The organism is Aeromonas sp. 602396 (assembly GCF_049173735.1).
Classification (GTDB): Bacteria; Pseudomonadota; Gammaproteobacteria; order Enterobacterales; family Aeromonadaceae; genus Aeromonas; species Aeromonas veronii_A.
This window is the reverse complement of the sequence record NZ_JAAKSD010000018.1, coordinates 33,029-52,497: the sequence shown is the minus strand read 5'-3', so window position 1 is coordinate 52,497 and position 19,469 is coordinate 33,029. Positions and strand designations below refer to the sequence as shown.

The 19,469-nt window shown below is 58.5% G+C and carries 20 protein-coding genes; 12 read left to right on the top strand and 8 right to left on the bottom strand.

Annotation, left to right across the window (positions count from 1 at the left end; all coding sequences use genetic code 11):
• Positions 1 to 26 precede the first annotated feature (26 nt).
• The 3 genes from G5229_RS18595 to G5229_RS18585 form a co-directional block, all read right to left on the bottom strand.
• Positions 27 to 473, bottom strand: coding sequence for an HIT domain-containing protein (locus G5229_RS18595; RefSeq protein WP_227341979.1), 447 nt, complete (start codon positions 471 to 473; stop codon positions 27 to 29).
• A 73-nt stretch (positions 474 to 546) separates the two neighbouring features.
• Entirely contained in the window at positions 547 to 1,188 is a 642-nt protein-coding gene (locus tag G5229_RS18590; protein ID WP_421209984.1) for a DUF2057 domain-containing protein, read from the bottom strand.
• Between the two features lie 71 nt (positions 1,189 to 1,259).
• Positions 1,260 to 2,159: a LysR family transcriptional regulator gene (locus tag G5229_RS18585; RefSeq protein ID WP_421172884.1), complete on the bottom strand. Its 900-nt coding sequence runs from the start codon at positions 2,157 to 2,159 to the stop codon at positions 1,260 to 1,262.
• Between the two features lie 97 nt (positions 2,160 to 2,256).
• Between G5229_RS18585 and G5229_RS18580 the strand changes: the two genes are divergently transcribed.
• Entirely contained in the window at positions 2,257 to 2,859 is a 603-nt protein-coding gene (locus G5229_RS18580) for a short chain dehydrogenase (protein ID WP_100646724.1), read from the top strand.
• Positions 2,860 to 2,987: 128 nt separating this feature from the next.
• On the opposite strand, the gene G5229_RS18575 is transcribed toward G5229_RS18580, so the two are convergent.
• The 3 genes from G5229_RS18575 to dapA form a co-directional block, all read right to left on the bottom strand.
• Positions 2,988 to 4,091, bottom strand: a complete 1,104-nt coding sequence (locus G5229_RS18575) for a phosphoribosylaminoimidazolesuccinocarboxamide synthase (RefSeq protein WP_040065098.1) — start codon at positions 4,089 to 4,091, stop codon at positions 2,988 to 2,990.
• 167 nt (positions 4,092 to 4,258) lie between these two features.
• A complete protein-coding gene (gene bamC, locus G5229_RS18570; RefSeq protein ID WP_421172868.1) occupies positions 4,259 to 5,386 on the bottom strand; it encodes an outer membrane protein assembly factor BamC in 1,128 nt (375 codons plus the stop codon).
• The gene (gene dapA, locus G5229_RS18565) at positions 5,379 to 6,266 is read right to left on the bottom strand and encodes a 4-hydroxy-tetrahydrodipicolinate synthase (RefSeq protein WP_227341977.1); all 888 of its coding nucleotides are present in this window, start codon (positions 6,264 to 6,266) and stop codon (positions 5,379 to 5,381) included. The genes bamC and dapA overlap by 8 nt, the downstream gene beginning before the upstream one ends.
• A gap of 205 nt (positions 6,267 to 6,471) precedes the next feature.
• On the opposite strand from dapA, the gene G5229_RS18560 reads away from it, so the two are divergent.
• From G5229_RS18560 to G5229_RS18550, 3 genes are all read left to right on the top strand, one after another.
• Complete coding sequence (locus tag G5229_RS18560; RefSeq protein ID WP_216949630.1) at positions 6,472 to 7,005, top strand: glycine cleavage system protein R; 534 nt, start codon at positions 6,472 to 6,474, stop codon at positions 7,003 to 7,005.
• A gap of 24 nt (positions 7,006 to 7,029) precedes the next feature.
• The gene (gene bcp, locus G5229_RS18555; protein WP_005358255.1) at positions 7,030 to 7,494 is read left to right on the top strand and encodes a thioredoxin-dependent thiol peroxidase; all 465 of its coding nucleotides are present in this window, start codon (positions 7,030 to 7,032) and stop codon (positions 7,492 to 7,494) included.
• Positions 7,495 to 7,657: 163 nt separating this feature from the next.
• The gene (locus G5229_RS18550; RefSeq protein WP_005341125.1) at positions 7,658 to 8,158 is read left to right on the top strand and encodes a YfbU family protein; all 501 of its coding nucleotides are present in this window, start codon (positions 7,658 to 7,660) and stop codon (positions 8,156 to 8,158) included.
• A 59-nt stretch (positions 8,159 to 8,217) separates the two neighbouring features.
• Here the strand turns inward: G5229_RS18550 and yfbV are convergent, their stop codons facing one another.
• Positions 8,218 to 8,658, bottom strand: coding sequence for a terminus macrodomain insulation protein YfbV (gene yfbV / locus G5229_RS18545; protein ID WP_005339116.1), 441 nt, complete (start codon positions 8,656 to 8,658; stop codon positions 8,218 to 8,220).
• A gap of 304 nt (positions 8,659 to 8,962) precedes the next feature.
• On the opposite strand from yfbV, the gene G5229_RS18540 reads away from it, so the two are divergent.
• From G5229_RS18540 to G5229_RS18520, 5 genes are all read left to right on the top strand, one after another.
• Positions 8,963 to 10,165, top strand: coding sequence for an acetate kinase (locus G5229_RS18540; RefSeq protein WP_005349210.1), 1,203 nt, complete (start codon positions 8,963 to 8,965; stop codon positions 10,163 to 10,165).
• A 55-nt stretch (positions 10,166 to 10,220) separates the two neighbouring features.
• Positions 10,221 to 12,401: a phosphate acetyltransferase gene (pta, locus tag G5229_RS18535; RefSeq protein WP_041210398.1), complete on the top strand. Its 2,181-nt coding sequence runs from the start codon at positions 10,221 to 10,223 to the stop codon at positions 12,399 to 12,401.
• Between the two features lie 377 nt (positions 12,402 to 12,778).
• Positions 12,779 to 13,099 (top strand): ComEA family DNA-binding protein, encoded by a 321-nt coding sequence (locus tag G5229_RS18530; protein ID WP_021231962.1) that lies wholly within the window; start codon positions 12,779 to 12,781, stop codon positions 13,097 to 13,099.
• A gap of 96 nt (positions 13,100 to 13,195) precedes the next feature.
• Positions 13,196 to 14,107, top strand: coding sequence for a UTP--glucose-1-phosphate uridylyltransferase GalU (gene galU, locus G5229_RS18525; RefSeq protein ID WP_227341976.1), 912 nt, complete (start codon positions 13,196 to 13,198; stop codon positions 14,105 to 14,107).
• A 213-nt stretch (positions 14,108 to 14,320) separates the two neighbouring features.
• Positions 14,321 to 15,718, top strand: coding sequence for a peptide MFS transporter (locus tag G5229_RS18520; RefSeq protein ID WP_227341975.1), 1,398 nt, complete (start codon positions 14,321 to 14,323; stop codon positions 15,716 to 15,718).
• A 74-nt stretch (positions 15,719 to 15,792) separates the two neighbouring features.
• Here the strand turns inward: G5229_RS18520 and G5229_RS18515 are convergent, their stop codons facing one another.
• Positions 15,793 to 16,764, bottom strand: coding sequence for a response regulator (locus G5229_RS18515; RefSeq protein WP_421206036.1), 972 nt, complete (start codon positions 16,762 to 16,764; stop codon positions 15,793 to 15,795).
• A 289-nt stretch (positions 16,765 to 17,053) separates the two neighbouring features.
• Between G5229_RS18515 and G5229_RS18510 the strand changes: the two genes are divergently transcribed.
• The 3 genes from G5229_RS18510 (at position 17,054) to G5229_RS18500 (ending at position 19,447) form a co-directional block, all read left to right on the top strand.
• Positions 17,054 to 17,752, top strand: a complete 699-nt coding sequence (locus G5229_RS18510; RefSeq protein ID WP_421209982.1) for a DnaT-like ssDNA-binding domain-containing protein — start codon at positions 17,054 to 17,056, stop codon at positions 17,750 to 17,752.
• 71 nt (positions 17,753 to 17,823) lie between these two features.
• The gene (locus tag G5229_RS18505) at positions 17,824 to 18,678 is read left to right on the top strand and encodes a DnaA ATPase domain-containing protein (RefSeq protein WP_064341084.1); all 855 of its coding nucleotides are present in this window, start codon (positions 17,824 to 17,826) and stop codon (positions 18,676 to 18,678) included.
• 133 nt (positions 18,679 to 18,811) lie between these two features.
• A complete protein-coding gene (locus G5229_RS18500) occupies positions 18,812 to 19,447 on the top strand; it encodes an SDR family oxidoreductase (protein WP_368176302.1) in 636 nt (211 codons plus the stop codon).
• The last annotated feature ends 22 nt before the right edge of the window (positions 19,448 to 19,469 follow it).

The following is a 19,469-nucleotide window of genomic DNA, read 5'->3' as shown; positions in this document are numbered from 1 at the left end:
CGAAGACTGAAATAGCGACACGCCTCTCAGTTGACGCCGTTATCAGCAGCCGCAGGGGTAAAACCGCTCAGCTTGGCGAGCCGGGCACGCCATCTGTCGGCCTGCTGCGCCAGCACCTGTGGCTCATAAGGCACGATCGGATGAGCCCCCCAGATGGGGCCTGGCCAGGCAGCATCGGTGGCGAAACGTGCGACATGGTGAATGTGCAGCTGTGGCACCAGATTGCCCAGCGCCCCTATGTTGATCTTGTCCGGGCTGAGGGCCTGCTCCATCAGGGCGGCGACGGCGCAGGACTCCTGCATCAGCTGTTGCTGCTGCTCCGGCGCCAGATGGTGAATTTCCCGCAGGTTGGCTACTCGCGGTACCAGGATGAGCCAGGGATACTGGCTGTCTTTGGCCAGCAAGACCCGGCAGAGGGGCAGATCCCCGAGCCACCGGGTATCTGCCTGCAGGCGTGAATGCAATTCAAACATGAAAACCTCGTTGAGTACGATGAACAGAGCGCCTGAGAAAGGAGTGTCCACGTTACTGCAACGGGCAGAAAACTTAAAGCTGTGGCACGGCCCAACCGATAAAGCGCTTGCGAAGGGCCGGGTCGGCCTGGAGGAACAGCTGCTGCAACTGCCCTTCCAGCTCGCTGGCTGCCACAACGGGTTGAGCCCCACCGGAGAGCGTAGCCGTTGGTTGTGTAGTCACAGCGACGGCCGTCAGCGCCACCTTGCCGCCGCTGCGGTTGTATTCAGCCAGTTTGCCGTTCCAATCCACCCCTAGCAGCATGCCGCTGGTCACCAGCGCATCCTGCTGGATAGCAAGCGCGCGGCCATTCTCCTGCAGCGCTACCACAGGAGCCTTGGCATACGCCTGCATCCCCCGCTCGTCTCCCGGTACGCTGGCCGTCAGCTGCAAATGCTGATTGCTGCCCTGATAGCGCACCACCTGCGGCTCGGAGCGTACCTGCCGATCATTCTCGCTGCTGCTGCGGCTGGGGATCACCCCCTCGAAGCGCACCAGCAGTTGCTGCTCGCCATCCGCCAGGGTGGCATGCTGCTCATCTTGCAAGGTGCCGTTGCTCACCGCGAGGATGCGGAAATTCTCCGGCACCTTCACGTCCACCATGGCCTGCACACTGCCTGCCCCCAACACTGCACAGAGCAGCACAAAACCGGTCAACCCTCTATTACTCTTCATTCCCGCTGATCTTCCTGATGCCGATGATGGGCGCAGGGTAGCAGCCGAAGATGACAGAAAAATAACGCCGCTCAGAGCAGGTAGTGGGGTCGCTCGGCAAACCACTGGGCCAGCACCTGCTTGAACAGCCGGATCTTGCGCGGCACCCGCCGCTGCTGGGCATGCAGCACATGAAGCTGATGCAGACCACTCTGCCACTCGTCGAGCACGGTCACCAGCTCTCCCGCCGTCAGCAGCGATTCCACCAGCATCAGCGGGCACTTGGCATAGCCCACACCGGCACGCGCCAGTTGTAACACGGTACTGTAGTGGTTGGCTCGCACCTTGCCCTGCACCAGAATGTGAGCCTCTTCCCCTTCACGGATAAAGTGCCACTGCTCCCAGGCCGGATTGTGCCCCTGCAACAGGCAGCTGCGCCCGCTCAGCTCATAGGGAGTGGCGGGACGCCCCTCTCGCGCCACCAGTGCGGGGCTCGCCACCACCACATCCTTGAGCCGCCCCAGCGGCAGGGCCACCAGATTATCCGGCACTTCGCTCATGGCGCGCAGGGCGATGTCGTTCTCCCCCTGGCTCATGTCGACCATCTGGTTGGTGAAGTTGAGCTCCACCTCCACTCCCGGGCAAAGCGCGGCAAAGCTGGTCAGCAGCTCGCTCACCATGCGATCACCGGTACTGACCGGGCAGGTAAAACGCAGCCGACCGCCATCCTCTTCGGTCAGCGCCTGAATATCCTGCTCCGCTTGCCGCGCCAGCGCGAAGATCTCCCCCGCCTGCTGGTAGAGGGTCTTGCCCGCCTCGGTCAGGCTGAGGCGGCGGGTGGTGCGCTGCAACAGTTGCGCATTGAGGGAGGACTCCAGCGCGCTGACGTGGCGGCTCAGCATCCCCTTGCTCACTCCCAGCGTATCGGCAGCAGCCGAGAAACTGCCGCGCAGCACCACCTCGTAAAAGCTGGCCAGATGGGCGATATCCATCATTAGCTCCAATATGGAAACAATGGGTTTATTTTACGCGCTTTTTCGCATTTTCTGTTGCGCTAGAATCGATACATCCCAACCAGGAGTGATGCAGATGAAAATTGTGATTGTGGGTGCCTCCGGCACCGTCGGTTCTGCAGTCAGTGAACTGCTTGCCAAAGATCATCAGGTGATCCGGGTCGGCCACAGTCGTGGCGATGCCACGGTCGACATGCGCGATCCCGCCTCCATCAAGGCGCTGTTCGCCAAGCTGGGCCAGTTTGATGCACTGGTTGTCGCCAGCGGCAGCGTGGCCTTCAACGGCCTGACCGAGATGACCGACGAACAGTGGCAGGTGGGACTGGAGAGCAAGCTGATGGGCCAGATCAACCTGACCCGCGCCGCCATTCCCTATCTGACTGACAAGGGCTCCATCACTTTGATCAGCGGTATTCTGAGCGAGGAGCCGATCAACTGGGGCGTGAGCGCCAGCACAGTCAACGGCGCTATCGATCACTTTGTGAAAGCGGCCGCCTGCGAGTTACCCCGCGGCCTGCGCATCAATGTGGTGAGCCCCACCGTGCTGGAGGAGTCGATGGACAAATACGCTGACTTCTTCCCGGGCTTCGTACCGGTACCCGCCGCCAAGGTAGCGCAGGCCTACAAGAAGTCGGTGCTGGGCATCCAGACCGGCCAGGTGTTCAGGGTCAACGGCTAATCGCCGCTCGCTTGCCGCCAGACCAGCAATAAAAATGGGCCCCATAGCGGGGCCCGTCTGTTTATCTGCCTCTCTCCTTCACCATCAGCAAACGTTTGTTTGTTGGCGACAAAAAAAGAGCGCAACCCTTAGTCGATCAGACCGTACTGATCGCGCAGCACCTCGATGATCTCCTGCTTGGGATTGGCAGAACGCGCCAGCTTGTGGCCGATAATCTTCTCGGCGATCCCGACATAGGTGTTGGAGATATCCATCATCACTTCGGTCGGCAGCTTGTTGTCGCGGGCCAGGGCAAAACGTTCCGGCATGCGGTTCTTGTTGAGCAGGATGTCCGGATCCGGGAAGTGGTTGAGCAGCCACTGACGGAAACCCTCTTTAGACTTCTCGACAATCTGGCCGTCGCGCAGGGCGGCGCCATCCCAGATACGGGAGCTGTCGGGGGTGCCCACTTCGTCCATGTAGATCAGCTTCTCGTTGCCTGCCGCATCGTGGACATAACCAAACTCGAACTTGGTATCGACGAAGATCTGATCCAGCCCGGCCAGCGCGTCGCTGATGACGTTGAAGCCCTCTTTGAGCAGCACTTCGTAGCGGTCGATGTCGGCCGGCTTGCTGAAGTTGAAGCCCTTATAATGGCGCTCGATATCGGCACGGGAGACGTTGACGTCATCGGCTTCCGGCACGCCATCCAGCCCTTTCAGCACGCCCTTGGTGGACGGAGTGATGAGGATCTCCGGCAGCTTCTGATCTTTTTTGAGCCCTTCCGGCAGGGTGATGCCGCAGAACTCGCGCTCGCCATCCTTGTAGGCACGCCACATGGAGCCGGTGATGTACTGGCGGGCAATCGCCTCGATCATCACCGGACGGGCTTTTTGCACGATCCAGACGAAGGGGTGCGGAATATCCAGAATGTGGCTGTCAGCCAGTCCCTTCTCCTTGAACAGCTTGAACCAGTGGCTGGAGATGGCGTTGAGCGCCGCCCCTTTGCCCGGTACGCCGTTCAGGCCATCCACACCTTGCCAGATGCAATCGAAAGCCGAAATGCGATCGCTGATCACCATGAGGGCGAGGGGCGCATCGGCCGGCACATCATAGCCTTTCTCTTTTATGAGCCGGGCACTGTCTTCGGGGGTCAACCAGTAGACGCTACGCACTTTGCCGGAATGGACAGGTTTATCGGTACGGATCGGCAAATCGTCATTCACCGCCAATACTTGATCTGCAAGACTCATGGCTAATAACACTTCCTGTTTGTGGGGGGTAAACATCGCGAGTTCCTCACCTGCACGCTCTGTTTGTAACGGGCTGGCAAGGGGGCTCGCATCATCGAAAACCGCTCGGAATCCCCGCGTTTTCAGGGGGATTTTGATAACAAAACAGGGGCACAAGGCCCCTGTATTTATTCTGCTTTTGCTGCTACCTGATCGGCCAGCCCCTTGGCGAACGCCTCGGACAGGCTGATATACATCTGGGAAATAACCCCGGACGATACCGGCTTCTTGTCCTTGTCGAACAGGGTGATGGAGGTCTTGCCTCCCGCCATTTCGCCAAGCTGGAAGCGGTATTTCTCCTCCTCCAGTTTGAACGGCTCGCTCCCTTTCGCCTTCCAGAACTCGGCACCCGGCTCTTCGTACTCGACGTCGATCCAGCCCAGTGACTGCTGGGTATCCTTGATGGTGAAACCGTAAGCAGGCAGTACCTGGTTGAGGCGACGCCACACCTGATCAAAGGAGCCTTCGGCAATCCAGGCGCTCAGTTCGTTGTTGTCCAGACCCAGTTGCAGACCCATGCCATCGTTGGACTTGTGCTGCTCGCGGGCTTTCAGCTGGCTGTCGTAATAGAGAGAGAACTGGTTCAGCACTCGCGCGGCATAGCGCTGGGCATCGGCAGGGGTCAGCTTGTTGCTGGTCTCGCCGTCGATGGTCTCTTCGTGATCCAGTACCCGGACCGACATATTGACAGCGTGGCGCTGGGCATCGTTGCGCACGGTGAACTGGTAACGCTGACGGATTTTGAAGTCTTCGTCATCTTCACCCCAGCCATCGAGAGCGACCGTGTTGTCAAACCAGCCGGTCTGCAATACGCCATCCTGCTGATCCAGCTTCTCGGTGGTGACCTTGTATTTGGCCAGGAAGTTCATCAGGAACGACCAGGTATCGCGCTCCACGCTCTGGCTGGTGCTGAGGGCATAGAAAGCAACGGTCGGTTCGGTTGCGCTCTGCACCACCTGACTGCCCGGTACCACGGTCAGCAGCTGAGCGGGTGGGCGCACATCGACCTGGGCGCCGAGGGCACCTTCACGGCTGCTCTCAGGAAGCGGCGGAATATCGTACTGGCTGTTGAAGGTGGGGGCACTCAATCCTGCGGGGATCAAGAACGCGCGGCCCTCGAGGCGGGCATCTTCATAACCGAAGTCGCGGTTGGCCATTTTGCGATCCTGGGGGGTGCTGCAACCGGCCAAGACGGCCACAGTCGCAACGCTCAGCACCAGACGGGCTCTATTTCCCTTTCCATTAGATTTAAACACTCGCCATCAACTCCGCTGTGGTCAGTGCTCGCGCCATCAGCTGTTCGCCCTCGGGAGTGAGGTCAACCAGCGGCAGGCGCAAGGTGGCTGTTGCAATCAACCCCAGTTGGGCACAGGCCCATTTCACCGGGGTGGGGCTCGGTTCGCAGAACAGAGTCTTGTGCAACGGCATCAAGAGATTGTTGATGTCATGCGCCTGTCCGGCATCACCGGCCAGCGCAGCACGACACATGTCGGCCATCTGGGCCGCTGCAATGTTGGTGGTGACCGAAATCACGCCATCGCCACCTTGCAGCATAAAATCACAACCAGTGGCATCGTCGCCACTGTAGAGAGCAAACTCCGGCCCGCACAGCTCGCGCAGCCGCGGGGTGCGGCTCAAATCGCCGGTTGCCTCTTTCAAACCGATAATGCCGGGAACCTTGGCCAGACGGGCCACGGTCTCCGGTTTGAGATCGCAACAGGTGCGACCGGGCACATTATAAAGAATTTGGGGCAGACCACTAGCCTCGGCGATCGCACAATAGTGGCGATAGAGACCTTCCTGAGTGGGCTTGTTGTAGTAAGGAGTCACCGAGAGGCCCGCCACCACGCCGGTTTTGGCCAGTCGCTTGGTCAATTCAATGGCATGGGCAGTATTGTTGGAGCCGCAACCGGCGATGACGGGAATGCGTCCGGCGGCATACTCAACGGTCTTTTCAACGACGGCGATATGCTCCTGCTCGCTCAGGGTCACCGATTCCCCTGTGGTCCCAACCGCAACAATGGCGCAGGTCCCGGCGCTGACATGATAGTCGACCAGTTTGGCCAGACTGGCCCAATCGACTTCACCTGAAGCCAGCATGGGGGTAACGAGCGCAACAATACTACCGCGTAACATGGACTTTTCTCCCGATTTTCAGGGGCGTAATGGTAAAGCTGACCCCTTTGAAAAACAAGGGAGAGAGGGGGCAAGCCGTGATACCATCCGGAACAAAAAGTAATGGACGAAAGTCGGCAGCGTCCCTCAGGGAGTGGTCATCAGGGCCGGAGGGTTGGCTTGCCAGCGCGGCTTTCGCAACGAAATAACGGACGAGAGAAGATTTATGACTCACTACCTGGTCGTAACGGCCATCGGCACGGACAGGCCTGGCATCGTCAATGAAGTGACCCGCCACGTCAGTGGCTGTGGTTGCAACATTGTAGACAGCCGCCTTGGCATCTTCGGCAATGAATTTACCTTTATCATGCTGCTCTCGGGCGACTGGAACAGCATGATGCAACTCGAAATCAGCCTGCCCCTGCGTAGCCAGGAGTGGGATCTCATCACCATGATGAAACGCACCGAGCGCCACCAGTCCCTGCAGTATGACGTCCGCGCCAGCGCCGACCTGTTGATCCGCGACGAGCCCGGCATCGTAAGCCAGTGCACCCAGTTCTTCAGCGAACATGGCTGGAACATTCAGGCGATGCAATCCATGACCCTGGAGCAGCAGCCGTTCAACCTGCTGAAGATCAGTTTTCAGCTCAATCTGGCCAGAGAGGGTGAAGTGGAAGGTTCGCAAACCGCCTTCGCCGAATTCTGTCGTCAACTGGGTGCCGAATCGTTCGAGTTTACCGTCAATCGCAAACACGCCTGAGGGCGTTTTACCCGAGGAGACACCATGCAACCACTACAAGCTGGCAGCCCCGCCCCCGATTTCTCCCTGCCCGACCAGAATGGCAATCAGGTCAGCCTCGCTGGCCTGCGCGGCAAGAAGGTGCTGGTCTATTTCTACCCCAAGGCGATGACCCCCGGCTGCACTACCCAGGCCTGCAGCCTGCGCGATGTGAACGCCGAGTTGGCCGCCCTCAATGTGGTGGTGCTTGGCATCAGCCCGGATCCGGCCAAACGGCTGAAAAAGTTCGAAGAGCGGGACCAGCTCAACTTCACCCTGCTGGCCGATGAAGACCACGCCGTCGCCGATGCCTTTGGCGTCTGGGGCCCGAAGAAGTTCATGGGCAAGGAGTATGACGGCATTCACCGTCAGAGCTTCCTGATCGATGAAGAGGGCAAGATTGCCCACCACTTCGACAAGTTCAAAACCAGCGATCACCATCAGGTGGTACTGGATTTCCTCAAGGGATAATCCTCCCCTGCGTCATTGAAAGGCCTGCCATGCAGGCCTTTTTTGTCTGGTCAGCCGCCCCTTGCCAGCGGATTTTTCTCACCAACTCCCCCGCCCAGATCAAAAAATTCATTTTATATATGGGTTAACGTGACCCCAGAATCATCTTCCAGCGAGATATCCCATGAACATGAGCAACACAGAACGTTTGATCCTGAGCAACCAGTACGAAATTCTGGCGAAACTCAATCCGGAGAAAGCGGACGTCTACCAGCGCGCCAGCACCATCATCGAGCGCGGCTACTGCCTGCAGATCCTCGAGCTGGAGAAGAGCTTCGGCCATCTGGATCTGGCAACCTGCCAAGAGGTGATCGACACCCTGGAGCTGCACCACGCACTGGCCATCTCATGGGGCAATCTGGATGCAGCCGATCAGGGCGAGATCAACGCCAGTCGGCTGGAGTTCAACGGCTACAGCCGCAGCCAGGAGCGTGAGCTGGCTGACTACGTCTGCTTCCTGCTGGAGGTGGACAAGCGCTTCCCCGAGCTCAAGTGCCCGTGCGACGAGCTCTCCAGCGACATCGCCATGCGCGACAAATACCAGCGGATGCTGCAGGTGTGGCGTCAGTGTCCACGTCAGTACAAGCTCTCCATCCAGGAGATCCGCAAGGTGCTGGCGGCCTGATCCGCATACCAACCGCAACAAAAAAGGCGCCACTGGCGCCTTTTTGCATCTGAAACGGGTTATTCGTAGAGAAAGGATTTATCGAGCTGCTGGAAGGCGGCCTTGAGGGTATCGGCCAGCTCTTCATAGCGCGGCTGGGAAACCAGCTGGCGGCGGCCCCCCTGCTCGTTCATCTTGCCGTTGATCTCCCGATACCAGCTCGCCAGCGACGGGGGCAAGCGGGTGTCGGCACGCTGGCCGAGCCAGTAGTAACCCTGCAGCGGCAAACTGAGCAGAAACAGCACGGAGGTGATAACGGAGGGCCAGTAGTGCAGCTCGCCAAACTGGAACTGCAGCATCACGCTCAGCACCGCCAGCGCGGGGATCACCTTGAGGGCGAACTCGGTTGCCTTGATCACCCGATTTTCAGGAAACATCGAATTGAGCTCGGGACGGCGCGGCCAAAGCGTCATATAATGGCGGCCTTGCTGTAACTTAGTTCCAAAAATGTTCATGCTCATACTACCTCCGAGCGCTTTTTGAACGTACTAACGGCAAAACCTCGACAAAATTTGATGCAAAGTAACAAAGGTTGAGGATGACTTTGTTATTTTTCAACAATCGGGTTATCCTTTGTACGCCCATTTTTGCGTCAAAAGCTTCTTGCTATTGACCTGTCAGGGACGTCTGGATTTCGGGTCTTGTATCACTATACAAGGGGCAAGCAACAGATTGCCAACCCTCATAAGGATAAGTTGAAAGTTTTTGGCCGCACCGCGTCCAACGCATCCGCCTACACAACCCAATCTGCGATAGGATTTATTCATGAGTAAGCTGGTTCTTGTTCTTAACTGTGGCAGCTCTTCCCTGAAGTTTGCCGTCATTGACGCAACCACCGGTGATGACCTGCTGTCCGGCCTGGCCGAGTGCTTCAACCTCGACGACGCCCGCATCAAGTGGAAACTGAATGGCGAGAAGGGCAGTGCCGATCTGGGTGCGGGTGCCGCTCACCAGGAAGCGCTGGACTTCATCGTCAACAAGATCCTGCCGCTCAATCCGGAACTGTCCAAGAACCTGATCGCCATCGGTCACCGTGTTGTTCACGGTGGCGAGCGCTTCACCTCTTCCGTTGTCATCTGCGAAGACGTGATCGCCGGCATCGAAGCTGCTGTTCCGTACGCACCGCTGCACAACCCGGCTCACCTGATCGGTATCCGTGAAGCTCGCCGCGTATTCCCGGCGCTGGCTGACAAGAACGTGGCCGTATTCGATACCGCGTTCCACCAGACCATGCCGGAAGAAGCCTTCCTGTACGCCCTGCCGTACAAGCTCTACAAAGAGAACGGCATCCGTCGCTACGGCGCTCACGGCACCAGCCACTACTATATCAGCCTGGAAGCTGCCAAGCAGCTGAACAAGCCGGTTGAAGAGCTGAACATCATCAACTGCCACCTGGGCAACGGCGGTTCCGTCTGCGCCATCAAGAACGGCAAATCCGTTGATACCTCCATGGGTCTGACCCCGCTGGAAGGCCTTGTTATGGGTACCCGCTCCGGCGATCTGGACCCGGCCATCATCTTCTTCCTGCACGACAAGCTGGGCATGAGCGTGGCCGATATCAACACCATGCTGACCAAAGAGTCCGGCCTGCAGGGTCTGACCGAAGTGACCTCCGACTGCCGTTTCGTTGAAGACAACTACGACAGCAAAGAAGAAGCCAAGCGTGCTATGGACGTTTACTGCTATCGCCTGGCCAAGTACATCGGCGCCTACGCTGCCGCCATGGACGGTCGTCTGGACGCCGTTGTTTTCACCGGTGGTATCGGTGAAAACTCTGCCCCGATCCGTGAAATCACCCTGAACAAGCTGGGTCTGCTGGGCTTTGACGTTGATCACGACGCCAACCTGAAGGCTCGTTTCGGCAAGGGTGGCGAGATCACCAAGGCTGGTTCTACCAAGGCCCTGGTTATCCCGACCAACGAAGAGTGGGTTATCGCCCACGACGCGCTGGAACTGGTCGGCGCTTAATTGACGCAGTAACTCGAGGCCGCCCACCAGGGCGGCCTTTTCCTGATCCCAAAAAATGAACAAGGGGTATAAAGTGGCACGCACTATTATGCTTATCCCGGTCGGCACTGGTGTCGGCGTAACTTCCGTGAGTCTGGGCGTTGTTCGCGCCATGGAGCGTCACGGTGTCAATGTCAGCTTCTTCAAACCGGTTGCCCAGCCGCGTCCGGGTGAAACCGGTGCCGAGCGCTCAACCGCCGTTATCCGCGCTGCTGCCAACATCAACCCGCCCGAGCCGTTCACCCTCTCCTACGCCGAGAACATGATCAGCTCCAGCAACACCGACATCCTGCTGGAAGAGATCGTTGCCCGCTTCGAAGAGCACGTGAAATCCAGTGGTGCCGAAGTGCTGGTTGTCGAAGGTATGGTGCCGACCGACAAGCAGCCCTTTGCCAACAAGCTGAACTACGACGTCGCTAAAGCTCTGGATGCCGACATGGTATTCGTGACCCATCCGGGCCATGACTCCAGCCAGAAGCTGAAAGAGCGCATCGAACTGGCTTGCTCCAACTTCGGTGGTGTCAACAACCCCCGTATCGTTGGCTGCGTGATCAACAAGGTTGGCGCGCCGGTTGACGAGCATGGCGTAACCCGCCCTGACCTGACCGAGATGTTCGAAGCCCATCACCACGCTTCTGACGCAGCTCACAACCTGGAAGTGCTGCAAGTGTTCGGCAAGAGCCCGCTGCGCATCTTGGGTTGCATCCCCTGGAACACCCAGCTGATCGCCCCGCGCGCCAAGGATCTCGCCAAGCATCTGGCCGCCAAGATCCTGCACAAGGGTGAGCTGGACAGCCGTCGCCTGCAGACCGTGACCTTCTGTGCCCGCTCCATCCACAACATGGTCGAGCACTTCCGTCCGGGGAGCCTGCTGGTGACCTCCGGCGACCGCTCTGACGTCATCGTCTCTGCCTGCCTCTCCGCCATGAACGGCGTCAAGCTGGGCGCCCTGCTGCTGACCGGTAACTATCATCCGGAGCCGCAGGTAATGGCGCTGTGCCAACAGGCCATGGCCACCGGCCTGCCGATCATGATGACCGGTACCAACACCTGGCAGACCGCCGTCAGCCTGCAGAACTTCAACGTCGATATTCCGGAAGATGACCGCGAGCGTATCGAGCTGGTACAGGACTACGTCGCTGGCCACATCGACAAACACTGGATCGAGTCGCTGACCATCAGCTCTACCCGTTCCCGTCGTCTGAGCCCGCCGGCATTCCGTTATCAGCTGACCGAGCTGGCCCGTCAGGCCAACAAGCGTGTCGTGCTGCCGGAAGGCGACGAGCCGCGCACCATCAAGGCTGCCGCCATCTGTGCCGAGCGTGGCATTGCCCGTCCGGTGCTGCTGGGTAACCCGGAAGAGATCCGTCGTGTTGCCGAGCAGCAGGGTGTAGTTCTGACCGATCGCGTCGAGATCATCGATCCGGCCGTTGTACGCGAGCGCTATGTGCCGCGTCTGGTCGAGCTGCGCAAGAACAAGGGCATGACCGAAGTGGTTGCTCGCGAGCAGCTGGAAGACAACGTGGTACTGGGCACCATGATGCTGGAGCGCAATGAAGTTGACGGCCTGGTATCAGGCGCGGTACATACCACTGCCAACACCATCCGTCCGCCGATGCAGATCATCAAGACCGCACCGGGCTCTTCCCTGATCTCCTCCATCTTCTTCATGCTGCTGCCTGACCAGGTGCTGGTCTACGGTGACTGCGCGATCAACCCGGATCCGACTGCCGAGCAGCTGGCCGAGATCGCCATCCAGTCCGCCGACTCTGCTGCCGCGTTCGGCATCGAGCCGCGCGTCGCCATGATCTCCTACTCCACCGGTACCTCTGGCGCTGGTGCCGATGTAGAGAAAGTGCGTGAAGCGACCGAGCTGGCCAAAGCCAAGCGCCCCGACCTCATCATCGACGGCCCGCTGCAGTACGACGCGGCCATCATGGAGAACGTGGCCAAGTCCAAGGCACCGAACTCACCGGTTGCCGGTAAAGCTACCGTGTTCGTCTTCCCTGACCTGAATACCGGTAACACCACTTACAAAGCGGTGCAGCGTTCCGCTGACCTGGTCTCCATCGGCCCCATGCTGCAAGGCATGCGCAAGCCGGTCAACGACCTCTCCCGTGGTGCCCTGGTTGACGACATCGTCTACACCATCGCCCTGACCGGTATCCAGGCTGCCCAGGCTGACGAACAAGCCTAATTAGTGCCTGTCTGAAAAAACCGATCACAAAGGCTGCTCACCCCAGGTGAGCAGCCTTTTTTATTGGTTCTCTTTTGAAGACCAGTGAAACATGCCATCCGCACTTTGTTGCGCAGAATAATTCCATCCGGCACCTCCACAACGGTTTGAGCAGAGCATCTCGGAGAAGTTTGCTCGTCAAATCAAAGATGCATCTGAAATACATTCCAGATCATACGGTTGGATATATGAGGGCATTCATAGCGAAGCGCTTATAGCAAATATTTCGCCATCGGCATGAGGATTTGACCTGTTAGAAATAGCAGTGAAAAAGACCCGTTCGATACGCTATTCATCAATATGCCACTCGGCAATATCCACATCATGGAGGAATGGAAATGCTGATGAAGAAGCTCTCTGCAATCATGCTGTTAGCCTGCTTGCCCCTGTTCAGCCAACCTGTGTTGGCCGCTGATAAAGCAGCGCCGAAGCAAACAACCACAGCCGAGGTCGCCAAGGAAGCCGGCAAGCTGAATATCAATACGGCCACCCTTGCCGAACTCACCAGCCTGAAAGGGATTGGCGACAAGAAGGCACAAGCCATCGTCGACTATCGGGAGAAACAGGGAAAGTTCACCTCGGTCGATCAGCTGGCAGATGTCAATGGAATTGGCCCTGCCACGCTGGAAGCCAACCGTGACATGATCATCGTCAAATAACGTCCGAGCTCTGCATATACGAATGGGGTAGCCTGTGGCTGCCCCATTTTTCTTGGAGTATCATGGCCGCACTTTAATCCCGCTGGATAGTTTTCCATGAAAAAGACTCCTCTGACAGTTCGCAAGGCCGTGCTCCCGGTAGCCGGTCTGGGTACCCGTATGCTGCCAGCCACCAAGGCCATCCCGAAAGAGATGCTGCCGGTGGTCGACAAACCGCTGATCCAGTACGTAGTGCGCGAAGCCATCGCCGCCGGTATCAAAGAGATCGTGCTGGTCACCCACTCGAGCAAGAACTCCATCGAAAACCACTTCGACAAGAGTTTCGAACTGGAAGCGACCCTCGAGAAGCGAGTCAAGCGTCAGCTGCTGGAAGAGGTGCAACAGATCTGCCCGAAAGACGTCACCATTATGCACGTCCGCCAAGGGGAGGCCAAAGGGCTGGGCCACGCGGTCCTCTGTGCCCGCCCGCTGATCGGTGACAACCCCTTCGCCGTGCTGCTGCCTGATGTGCTGATTGATGAAGTGGCCAGCGACCCGAAAAAAGACAACCTGGCCGAGATGGTGCATATGTTCGAAGAGAACCAGATCAGCCAGATCATGGTGGAAGCGGTTCCCGAAAGCGAAGTGGACAAGTACGGCATCGCCGACATCAAGGGCGAGGCCCTGAGCGAGGGGATGTCCCTGCCAATGCAGGCCATTGTCGAGAAGCCGCCCCGTGACGAAGCCCCCTCCAATCTGGCGGTGGTGGGTCGTTACGTCCTCTCCTCCAATATCTGGCCGCTGCTGGAGAAGACCCCGGCCGGTGCCGGTGACGAGATCCAGCTGACTGACGCCATCGCCATGCTGATGGAGCAGGAGCAGGTCAACGCCTACTTCATGAAGGGCAAGAGCCACGATTGCGGCAGCAAACTCGGCTATATGAAAGCCAATGTGGAATATGCCGTACGCCATCGTGAGCTGAACGGCGAGTTCATCGGTTGGCTGAAGCAGTTCGTCAAACAGTTGTAATCGCTAAAAAATCTGTTTTTTGTAGAGGTATTCGAGGAGCATCAAATGATGCTCCTTTTTCATTTGCGCAACAAAAAATCAATCAAGAGTAAATAAACTCTCAGCAAATCATAATGTTGTAATTTATTCACGCATGTTCTATAAGGGTTGAGGCGTGTTTCTCGCCCTTGCATAAAAAACTCAAAAAAATATAAGACACAGGTGGAAGTTCCAATGAATAACCCGTCAAAAGGGACCTTTTTAGGTCACCCTAAAGGGCTTTTTTTGCTCTTTAGTACCGAACTGTGGGAGAGATTCTCCTATTACGGCATGCGTGCCGTACTGGTGCTCTATCTGACCGACCTGACTGCCAACGGCGGTCTGGGCTGGAGTCAGGCAGATGCCCTCAAACTCTACGGTATCTATACCGGTCTGGTTTATATCACTCCGCTGATCGGCGGCTGGCTGGCTGACACCTTCCTGGGTCAACGTCGCGCCATCCTGATCGGTGCCGTGCTGATGGCCGCAGGTCAGTTCACTCTGGCACTGCCCCACGCCATGTTCCCGGATATGGTCAACACCATGTTCTACACGGGCCTCGCGTTGCTGATCGTGGGTAACGGCCTGTTCAAACCGAACATCTCCACCATGGTGGGTGACCTCTATGAAGAGGGCGATCACCGCCGTGATGGTGCTTTCACCATCTTCTACATGGGCATCAACCTGGGTTCCCTGCTGGCAGGTGTGATCTGTGGTGCTGCCGCCACCGCCTACGGCTGGCAAGCAGCCTTCGTCGGCGCCGGTATCGGCATGCTGCTCTCTCTGGTGATCCAGGCCACCATGGCCCAACGTTTCCTGGGTGACATCGGTCGTGTCACTGCCGCCCAGCGCGCAGCCGCCCTGCGTACTACCGAGCAGAAAGCACCGCTGACCAAGCAGGAAGTGGATCGCATCAAGGTTATTCTGGTACTGGGTCTGTTCACCATCATCTTCTGGGCCGGCTTCGAGCAGGCCGGTGGTCTGATGAACCTCTACACCCAGGAGTATACCGACCGCATGATCGGCAGCTTCGAAGTGCCGACTGCCTGGTTCCAGTCCCTGAACCCCTTCTTCATCATCACTCTGGCACCGGTCGTTGCGGCCATCTGGATCAAGCTCGGCAAGAAAGAGCCGAACTCTCCGGTGAAATTCGCCATGGGTCTGCTGTTCCTGGCTATCGGCTTCCTGTTCATGGTGGGTGCCGTGCTACAGCAGGGTGGTGACAACACCGTCAAGACCTCCATGTTCTGGCTGGTTGGCGCATACCTGTTCCACACCCTGGGCGAGCTCTGCCTCTCCCCGATCGGCCTCTCCATGGTGACCAAACTGGCTCCGCTGCGTCTGGCTTCCCTCATGATGGGTGCCTGGATGGGCTTTATCGCCATCGCCAACTATGCTGCGGGCTTTATCGGCTCCATTGTTGGTGAAGCCGGCCCGATCGCCATCTTCGGTGGCATCGCCCTGGCTGCGGTGCTGAGCGCCCTGTTGCTGCTGACCATGGCTAATCGTCTGGTTTACTGGATGCACGGTGCCGAAGGCCCGGCCAAAGAGCCGCAAGCTCAAGAGAAGAAACTACACTCCGCCACCGTCTAAACGGTCAGGATTGTAGACAACAGACAGGGCGCCCATCGGGCGCCTTGTCTGTTTTGGTCTCTAGTCAAGCAGCCTCAGTGATGACGCACCTGCACATTGAGCGCACTACCGCTGTCGCTGCGAAACTGCAGATCGAATGGTTCATGCCAGCTGCGTTTGTGCAGAGCGTAGTGGCTGTTGCGCATCAGACCAAGCGGTAATCCACCCGAGCGCATCAACCAGTGGGGGGAAGTGAGCCCGGCATTGGCAAATACCAGCCCATCGTGCTGATCAAACAGCAGAGCAGCCATGGCAAAAGCGTGGCGCAACCCGGACTCCATCAACTGATGGTTTAGGTAGTCGAGCAACCGGTGCGGTTGGCTCAGCAAACGGCTCTCGTTCTGCTGAAACTGGCGATAGGGCACGTTCATCAGAGAGCGCACCAGCGCCCCGCAAAATCCTGCATCCGTCCCCATGATGGGCATCTCCATCACCAGCACCAGCAGCTTGTCTTCCACCTTGAAGGTATCGGGAATGAAGAGGTGCCCAAGCCCCTTGAACGTGACCTGCCAGGGGCCCCACTCCTGCAATCCCGGTGGCTTCAGCCCGGCGAGCAAACGGCTGGCAGCCCGATCATGCGCACTGAAGTAATCCATATGCGCCATCAATTCGAGCTGCTGAGCTCGCGTGGAACTCCCATTCAGGCACTGGTCGATACTGCGATCGACCAGTGCGAAGTTCTCGAGGGGCTTGAGCAGGTAATCCCGAGCACCGGCACGCAAGGCACTGGCGACCGCCTCCATGGAGCTCTGGGCCGAAATGACGATAACCGGAATATGGGGATAGCGCGCAGAGAGACAGGCGATTACCTCGCGGCCATCCATATTGGGCATATTGAGATCGCACAGTACCACGTCGGGATGATAAATCGCTGCAGCTGACAACCCTTCAATTCCATCCTCAGCCTGAAACACCGTTGCCCCGTCCCGCGCGAGGTAACTCACTAACGAATGGCGAAAAACTGCTTCGTCTTCCACCACCAGGATCCGCAGTCCGGGTTTTGGCATGTTGACAAAAACCTTATGAGTCAATTGTTTATTTAAGTAATAAGACTAGTCTAAATCAGCAGAAATGCCGCGTGCCTTGCGTCACAAATAGCCGGATTGGCTAATCTGCATACCAAAATAGTGCAAGCTGCTGGATTATCGACACAATCCCGCTCTCCCTGCTCAACGCTCCGCGGTACGATCAATTTTCACCACCCGACCATGCAGGGCACTCACTTGCAGTGTGACGAATTGTGCAAGTGGGCGCCATAAGGGATAATGCCCCTCACTCCAGCTCGTGAAGAAGACCATGACCCCAGCCGAATACAGCGCCCTTGCCCACCCAAGATTGTCCCATCCGGCTCGCAGTCTCTATACCCTGCAGCTGCGCCGACTGGTGCTGGAAAATCAGGCGGCAAGGCTCAACTATCCCGAGCTGGGTCGGGCGCTGGCAGTGGTCGATCCGGGAGATCCCTGCGGCTTTTCGTTTCAGGTCAATGCCCGCCAGCTCACCGAGCTGTTCGATGAACTGATGGAGGCGGGCCTGCTGCAAGTCGAGGCTCAGCCCGAGAGTGAGCACTACCATCAGTGCCCGTTCCAGTTGCCGCTGCTGACCCAGAAATTGCGCAGCCCCCTGCCGGAGCGCCCCTTCCAGATGCACCTGCAATGGCGACCGGACGAGGAGCTGCCCGCCCTCGCCCGCCTGTGCGGAGTGATCGATGCCAGCTATAGCGAAGAGGATCTGGGGGAGTTTATCGCCTACTGGCTCGGGCGCCCCGAGGTGTTCGACTCTCAGCATCAATGGATGCTCAAGTTCATTCGCGCCCTCAAGACCCGCCGCTATACCCGTCGCAAACCGATGGAGGTGCAGGGCTACCAGCAGGTGACGCCGGCCCCGCCAGAGTCGGGCCCCAGCAAACGGGCCCAACAGATGATTGAAGAGGCCAAGCGACTGGCCCAACAGCAGACGCAAGAACCCGCAGCGCAGCAGGAGTCGGATAATGATTGATAGCGGCCCCCGCCTGCAGGCAGAATCAACCCCTTGTCTACCCATCCCTGATCGAGCAGAAGGAGCATTCCATGACTGACCCGCAAGATCCCCTGCGCCAGGAGCTGGAAGAGATCGAAGCCAAGCGCCAGAAGATCGCCAAGGCCAAGCAGGATCACCGCATTCACGACCCGGAATTGAGTCGCCATGTGGGTGGCCTGCTGGAGCGCATTCGTCGCCTGCAACAAGAGACCGGCGGCAGTCAGTATGACTACGAGACTCTGCGCAAGGAGTATGACGCCAAGGCCAACGCCGAGGTGCGCGAGCTGCAGAAAGCGGCCCGTCAGGAGCGGATCCAGAAGCTGATCGCCCAGGCCGACCTCAACCCCGACTGGGTATTTGACAAGATGGATGCCGGTGACCCGGCGCTGCAATACCCCATCGAAACAGCCCGTTACTTTATCAGCGGCTTCGAGCACTGGGAGAAGAGCGGTGGCGGCTGCATGCTGATCTACGGCGACTACGGCACCGGCAAGTCAACGCTGGCGGGAGCGGTGGCGCATGAGCTGATCGCCCGTCACCAGAAATCGGTGATCTTCCAGCAGTGGGCCTCCATCGTCGATCGGCTGTTCTTCAACGTCATCCCCGACCAGGATGAGCGCAACCAGTACCGCCGCGCACTGGAAGAGGTGGATCTGCTGATCATCGACGAGGTATCGGCCAACCGCGCCAAAATGGCGGAGAGCCAGTCCAGCTTCCTCGGCCACCTGCTGCGCCGCCGTCGCAACCTGTCAAAGAGCGTCATCATCATCACCAACCACACACCCCAGAGCCTGCATCAGGCGATCGGTGATTTCAGCTATGAGGCGATCAAGGCGTTCAATCCGGTGGATATCCACCTGAGCGGCCCAAGCCGTCGCCCCAGCATCGGCAACTACAACGGCTGATCCCTCTCAAAGAGTGCGAGTCGCTGGAGGCTCGCACTCTCTCCTCCCTGCCAGCTCACAAATAGAAACAACTCTCATTTACAGCAAGCGAACAAGCCACTAGGCTAGCCCCTTTTGCCAAGGGAGCTCAGCTATGCCAACCACACTGATTTTCGGAGCCAGCCGCGGGCTGGGCCGCGCCTTTACTCACCACGCCCTGAACATGGGTCACCGGGTCGTTGCGCTGGTGCGCAGCCCCGAGATGGCCACAGAACTAGATGCGCTGGGGGTCGAAGTGATCGAGGGGGATGCGCTGGATCCGGCTGCGGTGCAGCAGGCGTGCGCCCTAGCGGGGCAAGATGCCCACGTTGTCTCTACCCTCGGCAGCTTCCGTCAGACGACGCCGGTGGACTATCAGGGCAACCGTCATGTGATCGATGCCATGGAGCAGGCAGGCCTGAAACGGCTGCTGCTGGTCACCTCCCTCGGCTGTGGTGACAGCTGGCAGTATCTGCCGGAGCGGGCACGCGCCGCCTTCGGTCACGAGGTACGTCTCAAGAGTCTGGCGGAGAGCTGGCTGCAGACCAGCTCCCTCGTGTGGACCATTCTGCGCCCGGCGGGCCTGCAGGATGGCGACGCCACCGGCCGCGCCGAGCTGAGTCAGGGCAAGGAGGTACACGGACTGGTGCGCCGCGCCGATGTGGCCGCCCAAGGGCTGCGCCTGCTGGCGGATGAGACAGCGGTGGGGCAGATCTACGCCATCGGGGATCCCACGCTCCAGCGCGGCTAAAGCAGCAGTAAAATCGCTCATA